At 47.2% G+C, this 22052-nt stretch carries 14 protein-coding genes; 3 read left to right on the plus strand and 11 right to left on the minus strand.

What is annotated here, in order from left to right:
- Positions 1-4: 4 nt before the first annotated feature.
- The 11 genes from NIAKO_RS25715 to NIAKO_RS25765 all read right to left on the minus strand — a co-directional run bounded on the left by NIAKO_RS25715 (position 5) and on the right by NIAKO_RS25765 (position 17436).
- Positions 5-874 (minus strand): alpha/beta hydrolase, encoded by an 870-nt coding sequence (locus tag NIAKO_RS25715; RefSeq protein ID WP_014221378.1) that lies wholly within the window; start codon positions 872-874, stop codon positions 5-7.
- 3 nt (positions 875-877) lie between these two features.
- Positions 878-1612, minus strand: coding sequence for a GDSL-type esterase/lipase family protein (locus NIAKO_RS25720; RefSeq protein ID WP_014221379.1), 735 nt, complete (start codon positions 1610-1612; stop codon positions 878-880).
- 86 nt (positions 1613-1698) lie between these two features.
- Positions 1699-2379 carry a GDSL-type esterase/lipase family protein gene (locus tag NIAKO_RS25725; RefSeq protein ID WP_014221380.1) on the minus strand — a complete coding sequence of 227 codons (681 nt, stop codon included), beginning with the start codon at positions 2377-2379 and terminating at the stop codon, positions 1699-1701.
- The gene (locus NIAKO_RS25730) at positions 2376-4211 is read right to left on the minus strand and encodes a sodium:solute symporter family protein (protein WP_014221381.1); all 1836 of its coding nucleotides are present in this window, start codon (positions 4209-4211) and stop codon (positions 2376-2378) included. The genes NIAKO_RS25725 and NIAKO_RS25730 overlap by 4 nt, the downstream gene beginning before the upstream one ends.
- A 107-nt stretch (positions 4212-4318) precedes the next feature.
- Entirely contained in the window at positions 4319-5770 is a 1452-nt protein-coding gene (locus NIAKO_RS25735; protein ID WP_014221382.1) for a DUF5009 domain-containing protein, read from the minus strand.
- A gap of 112 nt (positions 5771-5882) precedes the next feature.
- The gene (locus NIAKO_RS25740; RefSeq protein ID WP_014221383.1) at positions 5883-7286 is read right to left on the minus strand and encodes a family 10 glycosylhydrolase; all 1404 of its coding nucleotides are present in this window, start codon (positions 7284-7286) and stop codon (positions 5883-5885) included.
- Between the two features lie 18 nt (positions 7287-7304).
- On the minus strand, positions 7305-8999 hold the full coding sequence (locus NIAKO_RS25745; protein WP_014221384.1) for a DUF5018 domain-containing protein: 1695 nt from the start codon (positions 8997-8999) through the stop codon (positions 7305-7307).
- 74 nt (positions 9000-9073) lie between these two features.
- Positions 9074-10780: a RagB/SusD family nutrient uptake outer membrane protein gene (locus tag NIAKO_RS25750; protein ID WP_014221385.1), complete on the minus strand. Its 1707-nt coding sequence runs from the start codon at positions 10778-10780 to the stop codon at positions 9074-9076.
- Between the two features lie 18 nt (positions 10781-10798).
- Positions 10799-13996, minus strand: coding sequence for a SusC/RagA family TonB-linked outer membrane protein (locus tag NIAKO_RS25755; RefSeq protein WP_014221386.1), 3198 nt, complete (start codon positions 13994-13996; stop codon positions 10799-10801).
- A gap of 43 nt (positions 13997-14039) precedes the next feature.
- Positions 14040-15887: an FAD-dependent oxidoreductase gene (locus NIAKO_RS25760; protein ID WP_014221387.1), complete on the minus strand. Its 1848-nt coding sequence runs from the start codon at positions 15885-15887 to the stop codon at positions 14040-14042.
- A gap of 316 nt (positions 15888-16203) precedes the next feature.
- Positions 16204-17436: a n-acyl-d-glucosamine 2-epimerase gene (locus NIAKO_RS25765; RefSeq protein ID WP_014221388.1), complete on the minus strand. Its 1233-nt coding sequence runs from the start codon at positions 17434-17436 to the stop codon at positions 16204-16206.
- A 180-nt stretch (positions 17437-17616) separates the two neighbouring features.
- Between NIAKO_RS25765 and NIAKO_RS25770 the strand changes: the two genes are divergently transcribed.
- From NIAKO_RS25770 to NIAKO_RS25780, 3 genes are all read left to right on the plus strand, one after another.
- Positions 17617-18849, plus strand: coding sequence for an ROK family transcriptional regulator (locus NIAKO_RS25770; protein WP_014221389.1), 1233 nt, complete (start codon positions 17617-17619; stop codon positions 18847-18849).
- A gap of 915 nt (positions 18850-19764) precedes the next feature.
- The gene (locus NIAKO_RS25775; protein ID WP_014221390.1) at positions 19765-20973 is read left to right on the plus strand and encodes a copper amine oxidase; all 1209 of its coding nucleotides are present in this window, start codon (positions 19765-19767) and stop codon (positions 20971-20973) included.
- Between the two features lie 66 nt (positions 20974-21039).
- A complete protein-coding gene (locus NIAKO_RS25780) occupies positions 21040-22050 on the plus strand; it encodes a LacI family DNA-binding transcriptional regulator (RefSeq protein WP_014221391.1) in 1011 nt (336 codons plus the stop codon).
- Positions 22051-22052: the final 2 nt, after the last annotated feature.

Raw genomic sequence — 22052 nt, forward strand, 5'->3', positions numbered from 1 at the left:
ATAATTATTTTTCCTTGTTAAGCATGAAGTGGGTTGCTTTTATTTTGTGTTGGATGGCCTGCTGCATGAACCTGTTCATTTCCGTAAACTTGCGGAACATATAGTTGCTTACTTCATGGCCGCTCTCCTGGTACGAATACAACACTACCGGCCAGTTTCTTTTTTGCAGGTCATCGTACAGGGTACGCGCGCCAAACATAATCATCCAGCCGGGGTCAACCGCTTTACAAAAGTGGTGGGCGGCTGTTGTATATGGTACCAACTGATCATTGATACCATGCATCATAAAAAGTGGCACGGGTACATGGTTGTATACCCTGTTTATGTCGAGCACAGCACCGGAGAATGACAGTACACCCGCATACCGGAACGTTTTGTACAGATCGTAAGCGGTATCCTGTTTACGCGTAAAAGGATTGAACACCAGGTTCAACACGGTTTCTGCACCGGCACTGCTGCCGGCGATAAAGAGTTTTGAAGTGTCAACCTGTAATTCAGCGGCATGGTTTATCAAATAGCTGGTTGCATCACGTGCATCTTCCACCGCCTGTTGCACCGCTTTTAATTTTTCCGGCACCCCTATATCGCAGCCAAAGCTTTTCCCTTTCAGGTATAACCGGTATTTAATTACAAATACATTATACCCCAGCTTTGTAAGGCCATCTGCCATCGGTTGCTGGTTTACGGGATCACCACCAGTAAATGCCCCGCCATGTACAAACAGCACCGACATCCCATTGGGCTTTGTAACCGGTTTATACCAGTCGAACCACAGGGTGCTGGTATCTTTTTCGGCATAGGTAATACGTACCGGCTTTTGCGCCTGAATTGCCAATGCACTCAACAACAAAGCAAGCACCACATACAGTTTCATACCCTATAAATATTTTTTCTTCTTTAGAAAATCAACCCATAACACATAACCAGCCGGCCGCAGGTGAATGCCATCAGCCGTCAATTCTTTTTTCAGATCGCCATTGGCATCGGCAAACAACTCATGCAAATTGATATAAGGTACATGATATTGCGCCGCCACCTGTTTTATTCCTTCATTCAACTGCAAAATACTGTCCTTCTTGTTTTTCAGGTAGGCTTCTTTTGTGTAGGGTTCATACAGGGGCAATACACTCTGCACGTAGATCTTTGTTTTTGGCGTATGACTGGTAAGGTAACTTAAGATGCGGTGATAGTTATTAAGGATCACTTCTTTTGGCAATCCCCGGCTGAGGTCGTTTATCCCGATCAACAAAAACAATTTCTTCGGTTGTGCGTTGGCCACTCCTTCCAACCGGGCCAGTACACCAAAGGTATTATCGCCTCCAATACCCCGGTTCATAATGGGCTGGCCGGGCAACAACTCACCCCAGGCACCCCGCTCAGTAATACTATTCCCTAAAAATACAATGGCATTTTTAGGTGGGGTAAGACTGTTGAAGAGCTCCATACGGCCCTGGTAATAGGTATTGTTGTAGTTACTGTCTATTTTCCTGGGTTGATCCTGAGCCAAAGCTGGCAGCCCCAGAAATAATAAGAGGCTTATTCGGGAAACGTGAAAACCGCTAAACGCAAAACGCTTAACGCTGAACGCAAAAACAATAAGAGATCGAAACATATAATAAACTTTAAAGACCCATCCTGACAATGGGGTTGCATTTTATAATTGTCAATTGGCTTCTCCCCCTTTAGGGGGCCGGGTGGTTACAGATACTTCTTCTTTTTTAAATACGCTGCCCATGCCAGATACCCCGCCGGCTTGCAATGCAGGCCATCGGTGGTATAGGGTGCGGGCATTTGCCCCTTTTCATCAACAAACACCTCATGGTACAGGTCAATGAACGGACAATTATACTTTTGCGCTACCTGTTTCAACCCGTCATTCAATCGCCGGATCTTTTCATTACTGATCTTTGCATAGATGTTAGCCAGCATGGGCTCCGCCACCGGCAATACACTTTGCAGATACAGGGTTGATTTTGGCAATGCCGTTCTTAACGTGGCCGCTATACGGTCATAATTGGCTACAATATATTCAATGGGCACACCGCGTTTCAGATCATTTACGCCAATCAGCAAAAAGATCTTTACCGGTTTCAATGCTATTACCTGGTTCAGGCGGTTGTATACGCCCCAGGAATTATCGCCACTGATGCCCCTGTTCACTACATTTATGCCGGGCAGGATCTCACTCCAGGGACCGGCTTCCGTTATACTGTTTCCCAGGAACACCACAGGCTTTGGCGCAGGGTGCAACTGATCGAAGAACTTCATCCGTTCTACATAATAACCATTGGCATAACTGCTGTCAACCGGTTCTGTTTGCGCCAATGCAGCGCCCGCAGCCATCATCAGGGTGAGTAAAAGGATCAAACGTTGTTTCATGCCGCTGTAATTTTAAGCCTGTTGTACCAGGTGAATTTTAAAACAACCATACAGGTTATCCATACACTCATGGCCATAAAGCCATAACTTATAAAGCCAAACACAAAGAAGATGGGCATAATTACCATGCTCATTTGCCAGCAAATACCAATCAGTACATTGAACATATCCCATTTAAACTGGCGGTTGGGTTCAAAGGCGGGCTCTGTTTGTTTTACCCATTGCAATACGGGTTGCCAAAAACCCCAGGGTTTGGTATTGGTGTAAAATTGGGTGAGCACTTTTTTATCGGGCATGGGTGTTACCAAACAACCGATAACACTCGCAGCCATCGACAGTACCAGGATAATAAAGAAGGAGATCAGGGTGCTGATACCGCCGGATGCGTTGCTTATCCAGGCCATTAATTTCGGTACAAAGGTGGCTGATAACAACCCGGCTACCATTCCTGCAAAATACCCGTAGCCATTGAAACGCCACCAGATCCATTTCAACACATTGGCGGCAGCATAACCACCATACAGGGCCGAAGAGATCCATAAGGTGAGTGAACTGAGTGAATTGGCGAACAAGCCAAAAAAGCAGCCAATAGCGATAATAGTTATGGAGGTAAGGTAGCTGCACTTTACATAGTGACGCGGCGACTCATTTGGCTTGAAATATTTTTTATAGAAATCATTTACCAGGTACGCAGGGGCTGCATTTACAAAGGCAGAAAAGGTGCTCATAAAAGAAGCCAGCAATCCGGCCAGCACAATACCACGAATACCTGCCGGCAGGTAATTGCTTACCACCTGGCTCAGGATCACTTCAAAATCGGGCTTTGACTGTCCCTGTAATGTTGGCATAAATGAATTGAAGGCAATCAGGGTAAGCGCGCTTACCATCATAAACAGGGGAATGTATAATACCAGGTTGGTAAAACCGCTCAGCTTGGCTGCTTCCCAGGGTTTCCGTGCACTGAGGATACGCTGCATATCAAAACCTGGTACAGGGCCGGCCAAACTGGCAAAGATGCCTTTTCCGATCATCATCAGCACCAGGGCGCCAAACCAGCTGAAACCATCTTCAGCTATTTTATCATTGGCCTGTGAAAAGGTATTGTCCCAGTTGATATTCAGTTTCCATTGTGGCCAGAAGGAAGCCCAGCCTTGCGGCAACTGCTGATGCAGGTGGTCGTAGTTAACGCCTTTTACCGCAAAGATCACTACCAATATACAGCTCACTACCAGGATGCCATATTGCAATACTTCAGTAGCCACTACGCTGTACATGCCGCCTTTTACAGTATATAAGGTGGTTAACATTACAATGACCAGGGCATAGGTTTGTTGATTGGTCAATACAGCATTGGAAATATCCCAGGGCAGAATACCCGCGGCAAACTTTCCGATACCAACAAATACATACCCAATAAAACCGATCACACTTATAATTGCAAAGATCACAACGATCATATGTGCCAGGCGGCCGCTGCGGTCGTCGCCAAATCGTTTAATGATCCAGTCGGCGCCGGTAAGCGCGTTGCTTCGCCGGATCCAGATGGCCAGGAAAACCATTACAAAGATCTGGTTCCAGATGGGCCATAACCAGGGCAGCCAGGCAGCTTTGAACCCATAAATAAATAACAGGGCCACATAAAACGCGGTTCCGCTTACATCAAACATGCCACTGCTGTTGCTGAAACCCAGCCAATACCACTTGATGTTGTTATCGCCCAGGAAATAAGACTGCATGTTCTTTGATGCTTTCTTCGAGATCCAGAAGCCCAGGCCAATGATCACCAGCAGGTACAGAATGATAATAATAATGTCAAGGGTTGATAAATTCATGCGTCTTTTATTAAGCTGCCAATTAGTTTAAAATTTACCGGCTGAACTTCCCCTGAAGTATCAACCGGCTTTCTCAGGATCGGATACTGGATTTTATGCTTACTCAACTATGTTTTCCATTGCCACCCTTTTTTGGTGAATACCACTGTTATAATTGAAACAATACCTGTAAATAACAATCCACTCACTACTCCACCCGCTATATTTTTTTGCATGCCGGTATACAGTTCATAACCGCCGCTCACGTGCAGCAACGGCAACAGCAATAAGTTACCGGCCACGTAAGCAACCATCGGATTTCTTCCATTATTACTGAAATAACCGATTATTCGCTTACCTATATTCGTCAATTGTAACCCTTCAAAAGCCATCAACATAAAAAAGGCCAGTCCGGCAGTAACAAAATAATAACTGAACGTAGAGGGGTCTTTTTTTATGCCGCCTTCCCAGGCTTCAAAAAAAAGTCCCAGCAATAACAGGTAAGCGCCAGCTGTAAAGAACCGGTGAATAAGAGAAAGTTGTTTTTGTGGTATTTGATACAGGATAAAATAGCAGGCGGCGCAACAGCAACCCGTTATTGTTACATTGAGGTTCGTATGCCGCCCTAGCAGCAATATTACATTCGCCACTATAATTAACACCGAGAGTGCTGCCATTTTTTTTATTGTTTGCGGCGGCAATTCATCCGCTTCCGGTTTATTGCTACCCGCATCCGCTACCAGCCAGTCGCCTGCCAGCGTACCTGGTATTATAATGAACAAATATTTCAGGTAATAGAACTTATACATCCAGCCGGCCGGCGACCATTGCATTACCATTTCGTTCCAGCTTCCGGGCGTTTTGGCGCCCAGGATAATGGCCATCAGAAAAGGTAAAAGGGCAATCCGCCAGGCCGGTTTGTTTTGGGTGAACCACCAAACGATGGTGCCAAACAGCGCCATATTGGCCAGCACCAGAATGATAATATCACTCCGGTATAATGAAAATCCATTTCCATCTTTAAAAGGCAAAAACAGCAACAAACAACCCGCTCCGGCAAAAGCCAGCGTTCTTATTACCAGCCACCGGTTTTTGTACAGGGTGTTGGCCGGTATATACCACTGAAAGAACAACAACACGAACGATACCAGCTGCAGCACATAATGCCAGCTTTCCGGTTCTTTGCTCATACTGCGCGCATGCATCGTGAACAGCGCAAAGAACACAAGGCCTGCAAAGCGCCGGATAGCCGTATATAACACCATGGCTGTTCCGCTTCCTTCCTTCACTTTTTTATGCAGGGCCAGCGGAATGGCAGCGCCCATACTGAACAGGAAGAAAGGGAACACCAGGTCAACCCAGGTAATGCCCGGCAACTCCGGGGTATACACATGCCCGGGCGGTGGCGTTTGTGCATGGTACATCCAGGCAGGCAAAATGCAAAAGGCAATGCTGCTGGAGAGTACCATCGCCAAAATGGCGAAGCCCCGTAATGCGTCTAAACTTTTGTTGCGGCCTCCCCCCGGCCCCTTCCCGTGGAGGGGGAGCTGGGCATCCTCGCGTGAATTCTTTAACCTCATCAATTTTACATTTCAAGTATATCAACTGTATCAACCCTATCAACCTACATAAGCTTATTCTTACTCATTAACCCGTCAACCTGTCAACCTGTTAACCTGTCAACTGATCAACTCACTTCTTTATCCCCGCCGCTACCGCATCCCACAAGGGCTGCTTTAATTGATTGGTTTCCGGTGCATACATGTGCACTACATCAAACAGCATCACACCGCCTGTTGTATTATCGATAATATATTTGATGGCGCGCGTTAATTCCGATTTGCTCGACCAGTTCAGGTTACCCATATCCACACTGCCATAATGCGGCACCTTGTTTTTGGTGATGTATTTGATACCGTTGATCGATCCTTCGATACTCCACCAGTGGTACTTCAGGTTAGCCGTGGCGCTGTTCTCTGATAATAAGATCTGGGTAAAATAATTACCGGTCATCAGGATGTCGAGCTGTTCGGCATACCCGGTTTCATTGTACCTGGGATAAGCCCAATCGAAGCGGATGGTTTGATCGCCGAACGGATCGTAATCCTGGCTCGCCCAGTTAACACCTACCTGGTAATAGGTACCATACCACGCCCCAACATATACGCCAAACTCCACATTCGATTTAACCGCTTTCACCGTGGCACGGGCCTTTTTAAAGAAATCGTAAATAACCCCTGAGCGGTACAATAACCATTTATTAAAATACTTGCCGGTAACGTTGGGTAGTACCGAACCCGCGCTTTCCTTCCAGCTGGCTACAATGTCTTTGGGGAAGTTCATGTTAGCCGCTGTATTATCCTGAAACCTGTCCTGCAAAAAACTGATGAACTGGTTTTTACTGAAATCTGAAAAATCGGCATAAATATCTGCATAGCGGGCATAGTCCAGAATAAGGCCATCTACATTATACTTTGTTACGATCTCCTTTATTATGTTCAGGGCCCGTTCCTGTACGGCAGGCTGCGCCGGGTTTACAAACCCATTGCGGCCGGTGCTGGTAATAGACACCCGGTTCCCGTTTACATCGCATACAATGGATTCGTAATTGCTTTTGAATGCCGCATTATCATACAGTGTTCCCATTCCCCGGCTGGCGTCACCTTCCACAAAGGTTACCGTGGAAGCATAGATCTTCATGTTCCGTTTGTGCGCTTCATCCACCATAAAAGCCACATAGTCTACATTGGGCGTAAAACTTTTTCCGCCAATTGAAGTATACTGCGTGGTATAGGCGCTGGGATACATGGTATACCCCGCGCTGCCTTTTACATCCATCACCAGCCCGGTAACGCCTATGCTCTTTAAGGTATCGAGTGTTTTCCTGATCTGGGCGGTATCATTGAATCTGCCCGTTGTGCCATACACGTTCGAGCGGCAATCTACCCAGGCCAGCACATTACGCCGGCGTACGGTATCGGCAATGCTGCCATCGGTACCACCTGCATCGCCTGAAGCGCCGTTCTTTTTACAGGCTACGGTGGCCAGCAGCAGCACGGCTACCAATATATTCATTACATGAGCTATTTGTTTCATGTTGTATTGTTTTTAGGATTAAGGAGCGTATTTGGTGAATTCGTAAGCCATAATACCGCCATTGGTCAGTAACATGTATACACACACTCTTTCGCGGTCGTCGTTCAGTACCGTGCAAATATCTCCTGCCCCATTGCCATTGGCACTGGCGGTTATGTCGTTGGCATCGGGCGAAGCAAATACCCTGAAGTCTTTGAACCCGGCCGCCGTTGATGTAAGCCCTATATTGGAGCTTTTTGTAACATCGAACAGGCTAAAGCCCGCCTTGCTGTTGGTACCATTGGTAAACCGTTGAACCGCCAGGAAACTTGCATTGTTGAACTGGAAATAATCCATGGCCATGTGGTTGAGGCCAATGACCGCTGTTTCTGAAGTGAACGCTACGGACCGGCTGTTACTGGCCCCATTTACCAGGGCTATTTCTCCTGCATAGTTTACAAAGTAATCGCCATTGGCAGTGGTTGAAGCCGGTTGCGCTTCGGCGTAGAACGACCAGGTAGTACCACCGGCCATTGTTTGATAAGCTAATGGCGTTGGCGTATTATTTACCATGGTACCATTGGTCACCTGCCAGCTGTAGGTAATATTCGACACACCGGCTGTAGCGTCGAGGATCGCGTTCTTGTTTACATCGCCATATACATTTATCCTTCTGCCCACTCCTCCATCTCCGGTTATGGCAGCCGGGTTGTTATTCGTCCACTGGATCAGCTTTACCGGGTTTACATCAAACGGATCATTGTATTTGTATACATAGAACACAGAATTCTTCGGCGCCCAGGAAGAAATCAGGATGTGGCCGGCCGAGTCGTTGGCAATGGCAAAGCTGCGCAAGCTGCCGGGCGGCACTGCCATATCCTGCACATACGCCCCGGTTTTACGATCGTATATTTTAAAAGTAGATGGTGTGGTGCTTAATGCCAGCACCAGGTAATTTCCACTTACCGCCATGGAGCGGTTGTTGTCATTGGTGGTGAACCCGGTGATATTGACTGCATCCTTTTTCCACAACAGGCGGCTGATACCTACTCCATAGTTCAGTTTTACCGGATCCAGCGCTTTGAACGTATAGGTACGTTTTGTTTTATCGTTACCGGTTACGGTATATGGAACGGTTTTATTCTGTGACAGATCAATAACAGAGCCATCGGTTATGCCTTGTATTGCATGCGGGCTCACGGTAGTGGTCAGTTTCACTGCCGATACATCGGTGCCGGGTACCACATAAAATTTTACTTCGTTGGTGGTGTTATCAATTACGCCATCGATGGTTTGCGGCACACCGTTTTCCATATAGGTAAAAGCAGCTGTGCGCAATACCAGGTCGGCCACATTACGTACTACCAGTACATAATTGCTTACTTCACCGGTTCCTGATGTCACCGTCAAATGCAGCGGCTCGCGCACATCCATGGGTGAACCCAGTTGCGGCGTTATTTTGGCGTCGGTTGAAATAGTAGTACGGATAATAATTTTTGACAGATCGGTCGGGTTATTTGAATCTGGCTGATAGAAATAAGGCACATCTATATAAATGGTATCATTACTATACCGGGGTTCAAACAACCGGTTACCGCCAAACCCTTCGATGGTCGCATACACATCGCTGAGGGCTTTTCCGCCCTGCCGGGGCACGGCATCAGCTTTGCGACAGGAAGAAGCCAAATTTGTAACTATTGTTGCTCCCAGTATATAGAGAAATATTTGTTTCATTGTTGAAGATTTATTATTCTTTGTAATCAGCAATAGACAATTGGCAAATTGTCTATTGTCAATTGCCTATTGATTTACCATCCTTTGATCTGCGTCAACGCCTGGTTGTTCTGCAATTCAGTTGTTGGAATAGGAATGTAATACAACGCGGGGGTGAACTGGCGGTTGGTATTATCACATGACACTACTTCATAAGTGGTGCCGGCGCCTGAACCGGTGATCCTGTGCCCGGTGAATTTTACGCCATTCAATACCAGATGCGCCTTGCGCCATCTGCGCAGGTCCCAGTACCGGTGACCTTCAAAGGCCAGTTCCACTTTACGCTCATGTTCTATCGCTTCCATCATTTGTGCAGCGGTACTGGCGGTGGTGTTGGGCATGCCTGCCCGGTTACGCACTTTGTTCAATGATTGCTGGGCGCCGCTGATATCGTTCAGCTTTGTTTTGGCTTCGGCGTGGATCAGCAACACCTCTGCATAGCGCATCTCTATCCATTGCTGGGTACTTGCATTCACCACAAAAGTGGTATTGGTGGAGTCGAGCATTTTTTTGATGTAATAGCCGGTAACCGTTTTATGCGGTTCGGTAGTGGAAGCATATTCTACAAATCCCTCCGTACCATCGCCAGGCGTGGTATTGAGGGTGCGGCTTTTCCATTTTGAACCGTTATACAGGATGGTGGCGTAAAAGCGGGGATCGCGGTTATCGTATGGGTTGGCTGCGTGAACCGGGTTGCTCCACAGGAATTTGGTGCCGTCAATTCTTTCAAACTCATCTACCATTTCGGCAGTAGGCACGCCATACACCAGGCACTGGCCAGTAGCGTCGCGGGGTGGAGCAAAACCCAGGTCGTAGGTATGCGTAAGCTGGGGCGCTACATAATCAACCTTGAACAGCGCCTCTTTGGTGTTCTTATTATAGAAAGTATTGGTAAAATTAGCTTCCAGCGCATAATAGCCCTGGTTAGCCAGCCCTATCACCGCTTCAGCGGCGGTGACTGCATTCTGGTAGTAGGTTTGCGCACTGGCAGCCGGTATACCGGTAAATTCATCCTGGTTGAATTGCTTTTTATCGTACTCGGCAATGGAAGCCGCATACAACCAGGTACGTGCCAGCATGCCATAGGCAGCGCCCATAGTAGCCCGGCCGGTTTTAGTGGATGGCCATTGTTTGGGCAGGTTATCGGCCGCAAATTGAAAATCGGCGGCAATGAATTTGTAGCAATCCTCTTCCGATGAGCGTTGGTGGTTGTTGGAGCTGTACTGGTCCAGGTTATCGAACAGCACCACGCTGCCATGCAGTTTCACCAGCCACAAATACACATAGCCCCTGATAAAGCGCGCTTCGGCCTCATACTGTTTTCTTGTACCGTCATCTACCTTGGCGTATTTGTTCAGGCCGGAAATAAATTCATTTACCCGGCGAATGCGCTCATAGCCTGTTTGCCAGTAGTTCAATTGCGGACCAGCGGCATTTACCCTGGAGGCATCGGTGGCCAGGATGTTCACCGTACCATTACCGGCAACGGTAGATGTATATTTTTCGATGTCGGTCAACGCATCGGTAGCATTGCTGTACCCGATGGGGAACTGGCCAAATTGAAACTTCTGAAATTCGGCGTACATGCCGGCAATATAGAGTTCCATATTGCTGGCATTGCTGTAGATAGATTCTTCGGTGTAGCGGTCGGTAGGAAAAACATCTACTTTACAGCCGGGCGTCATTGCGATCAATGAAGCAGCCAGCACCGTACATTTTATAGTTGAGATCATTTTGCTCATAGCTTCCGTTATTTTTTATTAGAAAGTAATGTTGGCTCCGCCGGAGATCATGCGTTGCTGCGGATAAAATCCATTGTTTACGTTGGGCATTTCGGGATCGAGGTACTTCAGCTTATCCCAGGTGAACAGGTTGAAGCCTGATATATAAAAACGTACCTGTTTGATCTTTGCCGCACTGGTTAATTTGGCAGGCAGGGTATAACCCAGCTGTGCCGATTTCAACCGCAGGTACGATCCGTCGCGGATCCATCCAGAGTTGGCATTGGCATTATGAGCAGACAGTGTTGCTTTATAGGAACTCAAACGGGGAAAAGCCGCATTTGGATTATCGGGCGTCCAGGCATTCTCCACCAGGAAGTAGGGCGAGTTACCGAAATTATAGAAGGGTTTGCTGAACGGCGTGTTATCTTCCACCCCGGTTGTAACACCACTCGACCCTTCATACGCACCGGCCAGCAATACATCTGCCTGGGCGGCACCCTGTAACAGCGCAGAGAAATCAAATCCTTTATAACGCAGATCGATGTTCAATCCATACATTAATTGCGGCGTGTTGCTGCGGCCAATAAAGGTCATATCATCGGCACGGGTGAGGCGGCCATCGCCATTCAGGTCTTTAAATTTGAAGAACCCGGGAGCCAGCGTACCACCGCTGGGTGAAATACCATTGGCAGCTTCTTTCCAGTTCTGGTACATGCCATCCACTACAAAACCCAGTTTTTCGCCTACGCTGTGACCAACCGTACGTTGCCATTCGGGCAAACCCGCACTCTCATTCCGGCGAATGATCTTGTTCTGCGACCAGTTCATGTTAGCGGTAACGTTATAATGAAATTCACCAAAATGATTGCTGTGCCGTAATTGCAGATCAAATCCTTTGTTATCTACTTTACCATAGTTTACACTGGCAGGGTAATAACCTCCTACTGACAGCGGATACAAATTGGTTACATTGCTGATGATGTCGTCGGTTGTTTTATAGAACGCTTCCAGATCAACACCCAGCAAGCCATTCCATAACACGGCTTCAAAACCACCATTGGTCAATACAGATGTTTCCCAATGAATATTCACGTTTGGCGGAGCGCTGGTGTAAATGGCTGATACCGGGCTACCCCCCATTACCACCACCGGTTTGTCGGTAAGGGAATACGTTTGCAGGTAAGCAAAAGGAGAAGTGCTTTGTTCATACCCTAACCGGCCTATTGAACCTTTCAGCTTCAGGGAGGTTACGGTTTTGGCTAACTGATCAAAGAATTTTTCTTTACTGATCACCCAGCCCAACCCAACGGCAGGGAACATATCCCAACGGTTCTTTGGCGCAAACTTCACAGAAGCGTCCCAGCGGTTGGCCAGTTCGAGCAGGTATTTTTGTTTATAGTTGTAGTTCAACCGGCCAACCATACCGGCACGTCTTTCGATAGTGCTTTTACCGGTTGGCGTAATAAAGTCCAGGGAGGCTGTACTGCCGTAATTAATATCCTGGATGTCGGTAATGGCAAAATTGCTGGCGCCTGTTGAAAATACGCTGGTCTTATATTGCGACCATTCATACAATGCCAGTACCGATACATTATGATCGCCAAATGAATTATTATAGGTAAGGCTTGGCTGAAACGTTTGCCGGTTGTTCTGGCTGTATGACTGGCGCAGGGTGGTTTTTGTGATCCCGGGCGGGTTGGCAATTTCTGCATAATCGCCTGTTACCTGGTCGCGGGCGCGGCCCATCATTTTGTAAGGCGTCAGCCAGCTTTTGTTCTCAGTGCCGTTCTTATCATAGGCCACCATCAATTTACCTTCCAGGCCTTTTACCCAGGGTATTTTTACATTGGCGGTGAGGTTACCAAGAAAGACGTTCTTTGTGGAGTTCTGATAACCCGATCTGTCAACCGCAGCTAAGGGGTTCACCCAACCGGCTCCGGAATTATACCCTACCGGTAATCCATTGGGCGCATACATAGGCATGTTGGGTAACATGCGCACCGCCTGGTAAAATGGGTTCATGTAGGCTTCATTATCCGGAAGTATCCCCGGCGTGGCGCCCTGCTCCTGACGAAGGCCCAGGTCCATGGCTACGGATAAGATCTCATTCACCTGTGCGTCTATATTGGTACGCACATTGTATCTTTTGAAATTGGTATTCTTTACCACCCCTTCCTGGTCATAATAACCCAGGGTGGTGAAATATTTTACTTTGTCTGAACCGCCGCGTACGCTTACGTTGTGTTGTTGCGAAACTGCGTTCTTACCGGTGAGCTGCCCCACCCAGTCGGTATTACCCAACAGCGGATTGGTATTGGTACCATTGCGCACCGCCTCTATCTGTTCTTTTGTATATACGGGCGCCACTAGGTTGGCCCCCACATGGTCGTTGTAATCGTTATCCATCTCGATGCCCTTGTTGTACCATTCCATATAATCGGGACCGTTCAGGAATTTAGGGAACCGGGTATTGGAGTTTACCGTAGCCGCGCCATCATAGGTGATGGTGGGTTTACCGCTCTTCCCTCTTTTTGTGGTAATGAGAATGATCCCATTGGCAGCCTGTAAACCATATACGGCTGTAGATACCGCATCTTTTAAAAAGGTGATGCTTTCTATTTCATTGGGATCGAGGTTACCAAAGTTATCGCGCTGTACGTTGTCGATAATTACCAGCGGGCCTGCATTTACATAACTACCCACGCCCCGGATGCGCAGGGTAGCATCGTCGTTACCCGGGCGGCCCGATTGCTGCACGGCCACCAGACCGGGCACGCGGCCGGCCAGCATATTGGTAACGTTCATGGTTGGTGCTTTTTTCAATTCTTCCCCGCTGATCTGGGCTACCGAACCAACTACCGTTCCTTTCTTTTGTTTACCATAGGCTACTACCATTACCTCCTCCATATTGTCGGCACTTTGGGTCATGGTAATAGTAATGGGTTCCCCGGCTTTGGCAACTACCATTTTGGGAGCATAACCCGACATGGAAACATCGAGCACCACCGTACTACCCGGTGCCTTTAGTGAAAATTGTCCTTTTGCATCTGTTACAGTTCCGGTGGTGGTTCCTTTTATCAATACAGAAACCCGTTCAAGCGGACTGCCGTCCGCAGTGGTTACTGTACCTGAAACCGTTTGTGACTGGCCAAATGAAATGAAGTGGCACAGAAGAAAAATAGCGCTTAAACATAGTGCGCGTACTGCTAACAAATGATGCCGCAATTGTCTCATACAGTTACTTTGGTTAAAAGTGGAGGTTACAAATTTTTATGGCCTACTTCAGTGAGCCTGAAATAGTGATCGTTTGCTCAAAAGGATGAAGGTATTGGGTCAATAGTATGGCAATGGCACGCCTGCTTAATTGATCTGCGGCGCCGGCGCTCTGAATGCCGGCGCTTTGCAAATCACTTATAGCCTGCGGCTCTGATATAACAATACCGGTCTGCTTTGCGATGTTTACGAACTCCGTCAACGTGCACATGTTGCCGGAAGCAGCCCAGTAAGTATTTAATTGAGGATAGTATGACCGAAGACCCTTTACCAGTTCATAGGCAGGCATGGGTTGTTCGGGATAGAACCAGGTTTGATTGGCCCACATATACGGCACACCGGTTCCTTTTAAAATACCCGTGGCGCCAATTTTCTGAATAATGGCAAAATGTTTATCGGTAACCGGTACATCTATGAATGGCATAATGTACCCATTGGCTTTCAGGATCTGTTCCTGTACGGCGCGAACCGGCAATTGTGCAGGCTGTAGTTTTTGCTGCACACACAGGGCGGCCATAACACCTGCCGCCTGCCCCAGCTGCATCACCACCGGTTGTAAGCGGGTAGCCCCGTTTACGATATTGCTTACGCTGATGCTTTTTTCAGCCACAATTAAACCATCGATGCCTTGTGGTATCAGGCTGCCCATGGGCACGTTGTACGAAGGCACTTTGATCTTTACAAAATCAATGGCTGGTGCGGCTGTATTTTTGAGATGGTGATGGTCTATAGTATAATCGCCTACTGCAATACCGGTACGATACAGGGGATTTGCCGTTTCATAAGGCGTAGCCACATGTGGCAGCGTAAAGGTGACCAGCCCTTTTATGCGTCGCGATTCCCGGTGATACGGGATCATGGGTAATTTATCGGGCGTGGTAAATTCATCATCGGCCAGTCCCAGGTTTTTATAACCCAGTACGGTTTGCAGATAATATACAAAGCGCAGGGTATGCAGCCTGGCTTCTTTCAGGGCCTGCTCCCTTTGCGTCGGTGTTTTTTCAATGAGGTTGAGGTAATAATCATTGCCGCATTTGGGCCAGTTGATCATGTACTTGTTATGCGGCAGGCGGCCATACTGCATCATCCGGTAGCAATTGTTCTTCGGACTGTCGAACGAGGCGGGATCGCTTACATCACAACTGCAGGCAAATTTGCCGGCGTCGTACCCGGCAGGTTTGGGAATGGTTTTATCGGCTTTAGGGCCGTAATCTTTTAATACCGCTACATAGGTAAGGTCCTGAATAATGTTGTTGGCCTGTTCCGGCGCTTGCTCTTCCCCGGTATCGTGCCTGCTATCCATTCCTATGCGGTAACCGGCGCCGGCAGCGGCGGCTACATCGCCCAGTTCGGTGGCGTCTATTAATATGGCAGCTGTTATTGTTCGTTGTTTATTGCCCTGCATTACCGTAACGGTCCATTGTTGCTGGTCGCGTTTTACCGAAAGCCATTTTGTATTCAGCCATACCTGTAATGCTTTTTCGGCGGCGGTCATTTTTTGAAGCAGTTCATTGCCGGTGTGCGGTTCAAACAAGGTATTGCTTACCCAACCGGTTTCTACTGAATCGGCGCCCCCATAATAGTCATACAACTGTTTTCTGAATTCGCCCCACAAGCCTGCAGGCAGGCGATGGTTGCCATCGATGGCCGATACGCCTGCAGCCGTTAACATACCACCCAGCCAGTTGGTTTCCTCTACTATTACGGTATTCACTCCCAGGCGGGCGCACTGAATGCCGGCCATAGTGCCACTGGCCCCGCCGCCAATGATCAGGACATCTGTTTTGTAAACAGATTGTGCTGTCATCAGCAGACTGTTAAGCAGAAGTATCAGCAGTTGTATGTATTTCATTGCAGCTTTCATTTACGTGGATGGTCAATGGTAATGGTCTGGTGCTGCAAGCTTTTGGCTGCAAGCAATCGTTTGGAATACAAGGCAGAGGGCAGAAGGCAAAGGGCAAAGATGAAAGGCAAACGGCAGAAAGAAATCGACAATCGGCAATTGGCAATCGGCAATCCGCGACGCGGCCTCCTTTATCAACTCTATCATCTATCAACCACCTACTTCATTCCCCTAACATTCATCTTTCCCGTTAACCTGTCAACCTGTTAACTCGTCAACTTCCTTTATCAACCGTGTCAACTCTATCAACTTCCTGGTTAACTGGTCAACTGATCAACTGATCAACTCCCTCCAGCGTTTTCCAAACCTGGTACAACGCCCTTGGAATATGAAAACATCCTTTCCACTTCCCTCCTTTCTGATCCAGCAATACTTCGCCCTGGCGGTTGAGGTAACCGAACCATTCGCCGTATTGTTCATCACGAAAATGCGCCCAGGTATAGTCGTGTACTTTTTTAAACCATTTCCAGCAGCGTTCATCGCCGGTTAATTGATAGCCTTTCGCAAGGGCTACCAGCGCTTCGGCATGTACCCACCATAATTTCTGGTCCCACTCCAGTTGCTGCGGGGGATAGCCAAGCACATCCATGAAATAAAGGATGCCGCCATATTTTTTATCCCAACCGTATTCGAGCGTATGCAGCATAATGTCACAGGCTTTTTTAATCAATGCGGCATCGTTCATACGTTTGCCCAGGTCCATAATAAACCACATGGCCTCGATGGTATGACCGGGATTGATAAGCCGGCCTTCAAAGCTGTTGCTGAAATCGCCATTGGGATGCACGTTCTCGAGGATCAATCCCTGCTCCTGTTTGTAAAACACGTCCATCACTTCACTGATAACGAAGGGCGCCAGTTCATTCACCCGGGCCGTACCAATAATATGTTCCAGCTCCAGCGACAGGTTGCACAGGATCATGGGCAAACTAAAACTCTTAAGCGGGCGGGTGCCGGGGTAAGCTTTGTTATAAATGCCTTTCCAGTTATGCTGGCGGCGAATGATATTTTCAAAAGTGGTGACTGCAATTTCCTTATACCGGTCGGCAGGGATGGCTTTATCGAGCGAGGCAAAGGCCATGGCTGCAAAGCAATCGCTGAAGATGTTATAGGGCTGAACCAGGGGTTTGCCTTCAGCGGTAAGGGAGAAGTACCAGTTGCCTTCAGCATCGCGGCCATGTTTCTCCATAAATTCCGCACCATGAAGGGCCATGTTCAGCCAGCTGTCGTTTTTCTGTACATTATTATACATGTAGCTGAAGCACCATACTTCGCGGCCCTGTAACCACATGAATTTATCGGTATCATATACTTTACCATCGCGGCCCAGGCAGGTGAAATAGCCGCCATGCTGTTCGTCTTTACTGTATTTAAGCCAGAAGGGCAACACACTCTCAAGCAGTTCCCGGCGATAGAGGGGGGCATAATACGCCGGGGTACCTTCGCTGGCGGGCATAGTCTCCGCTACAAGGTCTACATTCCTTTCATCAGCAGTCATAGTTCGGTTATTATTTTAATTTATTTTATCTTTGCTGAGTAAATTTATAATTAAATTTATTAAATAGAATATAGTTGATAAAATATTTTTATTTACATAACGAGCATAAGTACATTTTATACTTAAGAATCATCCATTTACCTTAGACTATTAAAAAAGAATTAAAAACTCACCTTCTCCATGACAGGTCAGCAAAGCATATTTGAACTGTTTTCAGATGAGACCACTTCGGGTGTGGCGTATAAGAACAAAGCCCTGAAGCGAACGATCATCAATCACCTCGATGCGCTCGGCAATACCACCATTACCGATTTGGCGCAGGCGTTGAACATCAGTGTGCCCAAGATCACCAGCCTGATCAATGAGTTGATAACAGACGGACTTGTAAAGGATTATGGTAAGGTAGATTCAAAAGGGGGCAGAAGGGCCAGTATGTATGGATTGGTAGCGGAATCAGGCTTTTTTATTGGAGTGGATGTGAAACATTACTACATCAACCTGGGCCTGCTTGACTTCAAGAAGAACCTGGTTACTTCAGAAATGCATGTACCCTTTGTGCTGGCCAATACCCGCGAATCGTTCGACCAGCTTATCAAGATCATTCAGCATTTTATCGCCAACCTGCCCGTGCAAAGCCGCAACATCCTGGCCATGTGCGTGAACCTGTCTGGCCGCATCAACAGCGAAAGCGGGTACAGTTACAGTTTTTTCCATTTTCATGAAGAGCCGTTGAGCGCCACCATAGAAAAAGCCATTGGCATCCGCACTTTCCTGGAGAACGACTCCCGGGCCATGGCATACGGCGAATTTCACAATGGCATTGTGCGGGAAGAAAAGAACGTGTTGTTTGTAAACCTCGATTATGGCATAGGCCTGGGCATTATGATCGATGGGAAAATATACCGCGGAAAATCAGGCTTTGGCGGTGAGTTCGGGCATATTCCCCTGTTCTCGAACGAGATCATTTGCCATTGCGGAAAAAAAGGCTGCCTCGAAACGGAGGCCAGCGGCCAGGCCCTGATAAGGCAGTTCAAAGAAAAGATTGAACAGGGTTCCTCCTCTTCCCTGCTGCCCAACAAATTGCCTGACGATCTTCGCCTCAGCGACATCATACAGGCCACCAAAAACGAAGATGTGTTAAGCATTGAACTGATAGCCGGCATTGGTGAAAAGATAGGCCGGGGCATATCGGTGATCATCAATATTTTCAATCCTGAACTGGTGATCCTGGGCGGCACCCTTGCCGAAACTGGCGATTACATTCGCCTGCCCATCCGCAGCGCATTGAATAAATACTCCCTTAGTTTGGTAAACAATGATACTCAACTACATATGTCAAAACTCCACGAACTGGCCGGGGTTATAGGAGGCTGTTTGATAGCGAGGGATAAGTTGCTGGCAATCGGGACTTAGTTTTAAGTTCAGCGTTTTAAGTTTAAAGTTCTGGGTTTCAGGTTTTTCAATTAGTTAGTTATTAGGGTTTTAGGGGCAGTTTTCATTTTTCTGGCCCCTTTGGCGTCCGGATTGTACCGGAATGGGCATGGGATTGTAGCGCAGTACTCAGGGAGTTCTCTGAGGATTGTCTGAGGGTTGTCTGGGAATGGTCTAAGCACACTAGTATATCCTGAGAATATCCAGAGTGGCTGCAGACAATACCCAGCGCATATCCCTGCCAGTTTGCTACCATTCCACTACGCTCTGAACCGGGATCTATTGGATAACACTGCCGGGATTGAGCAGGGACTCAGCCGGACCACGTTCGCAAATGCTGGCCAAATCCTTCGCAAATTTGCGAAGAAACCTAAGGGCCGTCTAAGAGGAGTTGCGAAGGAGTTGCGAAGAAACCCTCACAATCATTTAACTATCATTAAATTATAGTAGTCCGTTTCTCCAGCTAACCAGTTGGCCAGTTACCTCATCTCAACTGAAGCAGGACAACAGGGAATTATTCACTATAGCGTTATAGAAAACTTTAGCAATAGGTTTTGGAACAAAATACCGAAAGTGATATTTAAATAGAAATTAATGATTTCTATATCGATATAGAAATCGATACAGATTATTCATTCATATATTCCTCTACAAGGTTAGCTGACCTCCCTTCATTTAATCAGGTTTACATGTAAATTGAAGGCCTCCCGGCAACAGGCGGCCGGTAAAATCCGGCAACCGGGTCCCGGTCTATTGTAGCTTGTAACAACTTCCGCTTTTAACTCATTTTAATTCTAAAAAACAGGGCATCTACCCTGATATTTATAAATATTATAATTATGTTTGTCATAATTAATAATAATTTTTATTTACTTCATCTTTTTTATACTAATTATTATGAACCTGTTTCCCAAAAGGTCAGTTTCCATATATACTATGGCGCTCGGCGCCTCCCTGTTGGTTCAAACCGCTATTCAGGCCCAGGGTCCTGCCATCGATACAGGATTAAATAAGAAATTACTGGCCGCTCCCCAGGGTTCTATAGTTGAACTGCCGGGACTGTTAACTGAAAAGCTTCCGATGAACGCTTATCAAAAGATTGTGCAGCCTGGCCCGCAGTACCTGATCTCCGATGATCCTGAATACATTCGGGTTCCTGAAGGCGTTGCCTTTCGGGAAGCCGTTGAATCAGGTTCCGTGCGGTTGTACGTGTATAATGTGAATGGCGTGAAAGAGCCGGAAAAGATCAACACCAAAATAATTGCGGTCATAAAAAATACAGGCAAAGCACCCATGCATTTGCGGATGCTGAAATTTTCTTCGCAAAAACCAACCACCAGTTACTTTTATGCAGGCAAACAGGGACTGGCCGACTTTTTTGCTTCTACTCCGCAAACCACTATCCGCACCATTCAACCCGGCAGTATCCTGGCAATAGATCCGGCGCATGAAAAAAATATTGTCAAATACGATGAACTGGTGCATGGCTTCTATGAATTTGTGATTGACCAACCTGGTGAAGTAAGCGTATTGCAAACGAACACCACTTCTTCCACCGCCGCCTCATTTGCCCGCATCACCAATGTGCTGCCTTCAAAAAGCCAGAGCGGCGCAGGCCGGGGCATTTTTGGGGTAAGCAATTACCGGTTGTTAACGCAGAACACCATCGAAACCAAGGATGGCGTTTCGCAGATCATTGTGGCCGATGGCAAACAGGATGGCTGGGTGCTGGGTAAAGAAAGCAGCAGCGGCCGCATTGCTACCCTGGCCGGCAACTACGGCGTATTGTATAACATGGAAATTAAGTGGAAGAGTACCGATGGCCGCGGTTTGGCCCTGGTTACCTGGAACGCCCGCAGCGATAACAACCAATGGTGCGGTGCAATGGCCAACACCATGGTGGTGAGCAAAGGCAAGTTCAAAGAAGGGATCATTCAATTACCTGCCGATAAACTGGTTACCAGGAAAGCGCCGGAAGCCGTGCTGATACAGGTGTTTCCGCCGGCAGCCAACGGTGAAGAACAACTGATAAAGCTGACCTATTCACCTCCAGGCGCCAGTTGTTTGCCCACTCCGCTGGTATTTATACCAGTAACCATGGAATAATTTTTCAATCTGAGGCCTTTCATGCATAAATATTAATTAATTTATGCGTGAAAAGCCCAGGTATTCATGGAATCAGTGAACATAAAAAAGCTGGCCCAGCTTCTTAATTTATCAATAGCTACCGTATCAAAGGCATTGCGTGATAGTTACGACATTAGCCAGGAAACCAAGGACAAGGTATTGGCCCTGGCCAAAGAGTTGAACTATCAGCCTAATCCCCATGCCAGTTTTCTGCGAAAACAGAACAGCAAAACCATCGCCGTCATTATACCGGAGATTGCCAATAACTATTTTACCCTGGCCATCAATGGCATTGAATCGGTAGCCCAGGAAAAAGGCTATCATGTGATCATTTATTTATCGCACGAAGATTTTCACCGCGAAGTGGCCTTTACCAAATTATTACACACCGGCCGGGTAGATGGCGTGCTGATCTCCGTTTCCAGCACTACAACTGATTATACTCATTTGCATCAGTTGCAGGACAAAGGCCTGCCCATCGTTTTCTTTGACCGGGTTTGTGAGCATTTCAACACCGTAAAAGTTACTACCGATGATTACCAAAGCGCCTACCTGGCAGCCAGTCATTTAATAGAACAGGGTTGCAAACGCATTGCCCACCTGGCTATTTCTCAAAGCCTGTCTATTGGCAGTAAAAGGGCCAAAGGCTATCTACAGGCCCTTCAGGATAATGGCATTACGCCGGCTGCATCGTTGTTGATCGAATGCACCAATGATGATGAACAGGATGTTAAACTGATTAGAGATCTGTTAGAACAACAACAACCTGATGGCATCTTTGCTGCCATTGAACGCTACGCCATTGCCGGTTATGAGTTGTGTGACTTGTTGGGTTTGAATATTCCCGGTGATGTAAAGATCATTAGCTTTAGCAATCTGCAAACGGCCTCGCTGTTAAATCCTTCCCTGTCTACCATTACCCAGCCTGCTTTTGAAATGGGCCGCGAAGCGGCAAGTATGTTGTTGAAGAAGCTGGAGAAGAAAAATTTTCAGTTGCCTGATGAGAGTATTGTGATTCAATCGAAGTTGATTGCGCGGAAGTCGACTATGAAATAAGT

This window comes from Niastella koreensis GR20-10 (assembly GCF_000246855.1).
GTDB classification, from domain to species: Bacteria; Bacteroidota; Bacteroidia; order Chitinophagales; family Chitinophagaceae; genus Niastella; species Niastella koreensis.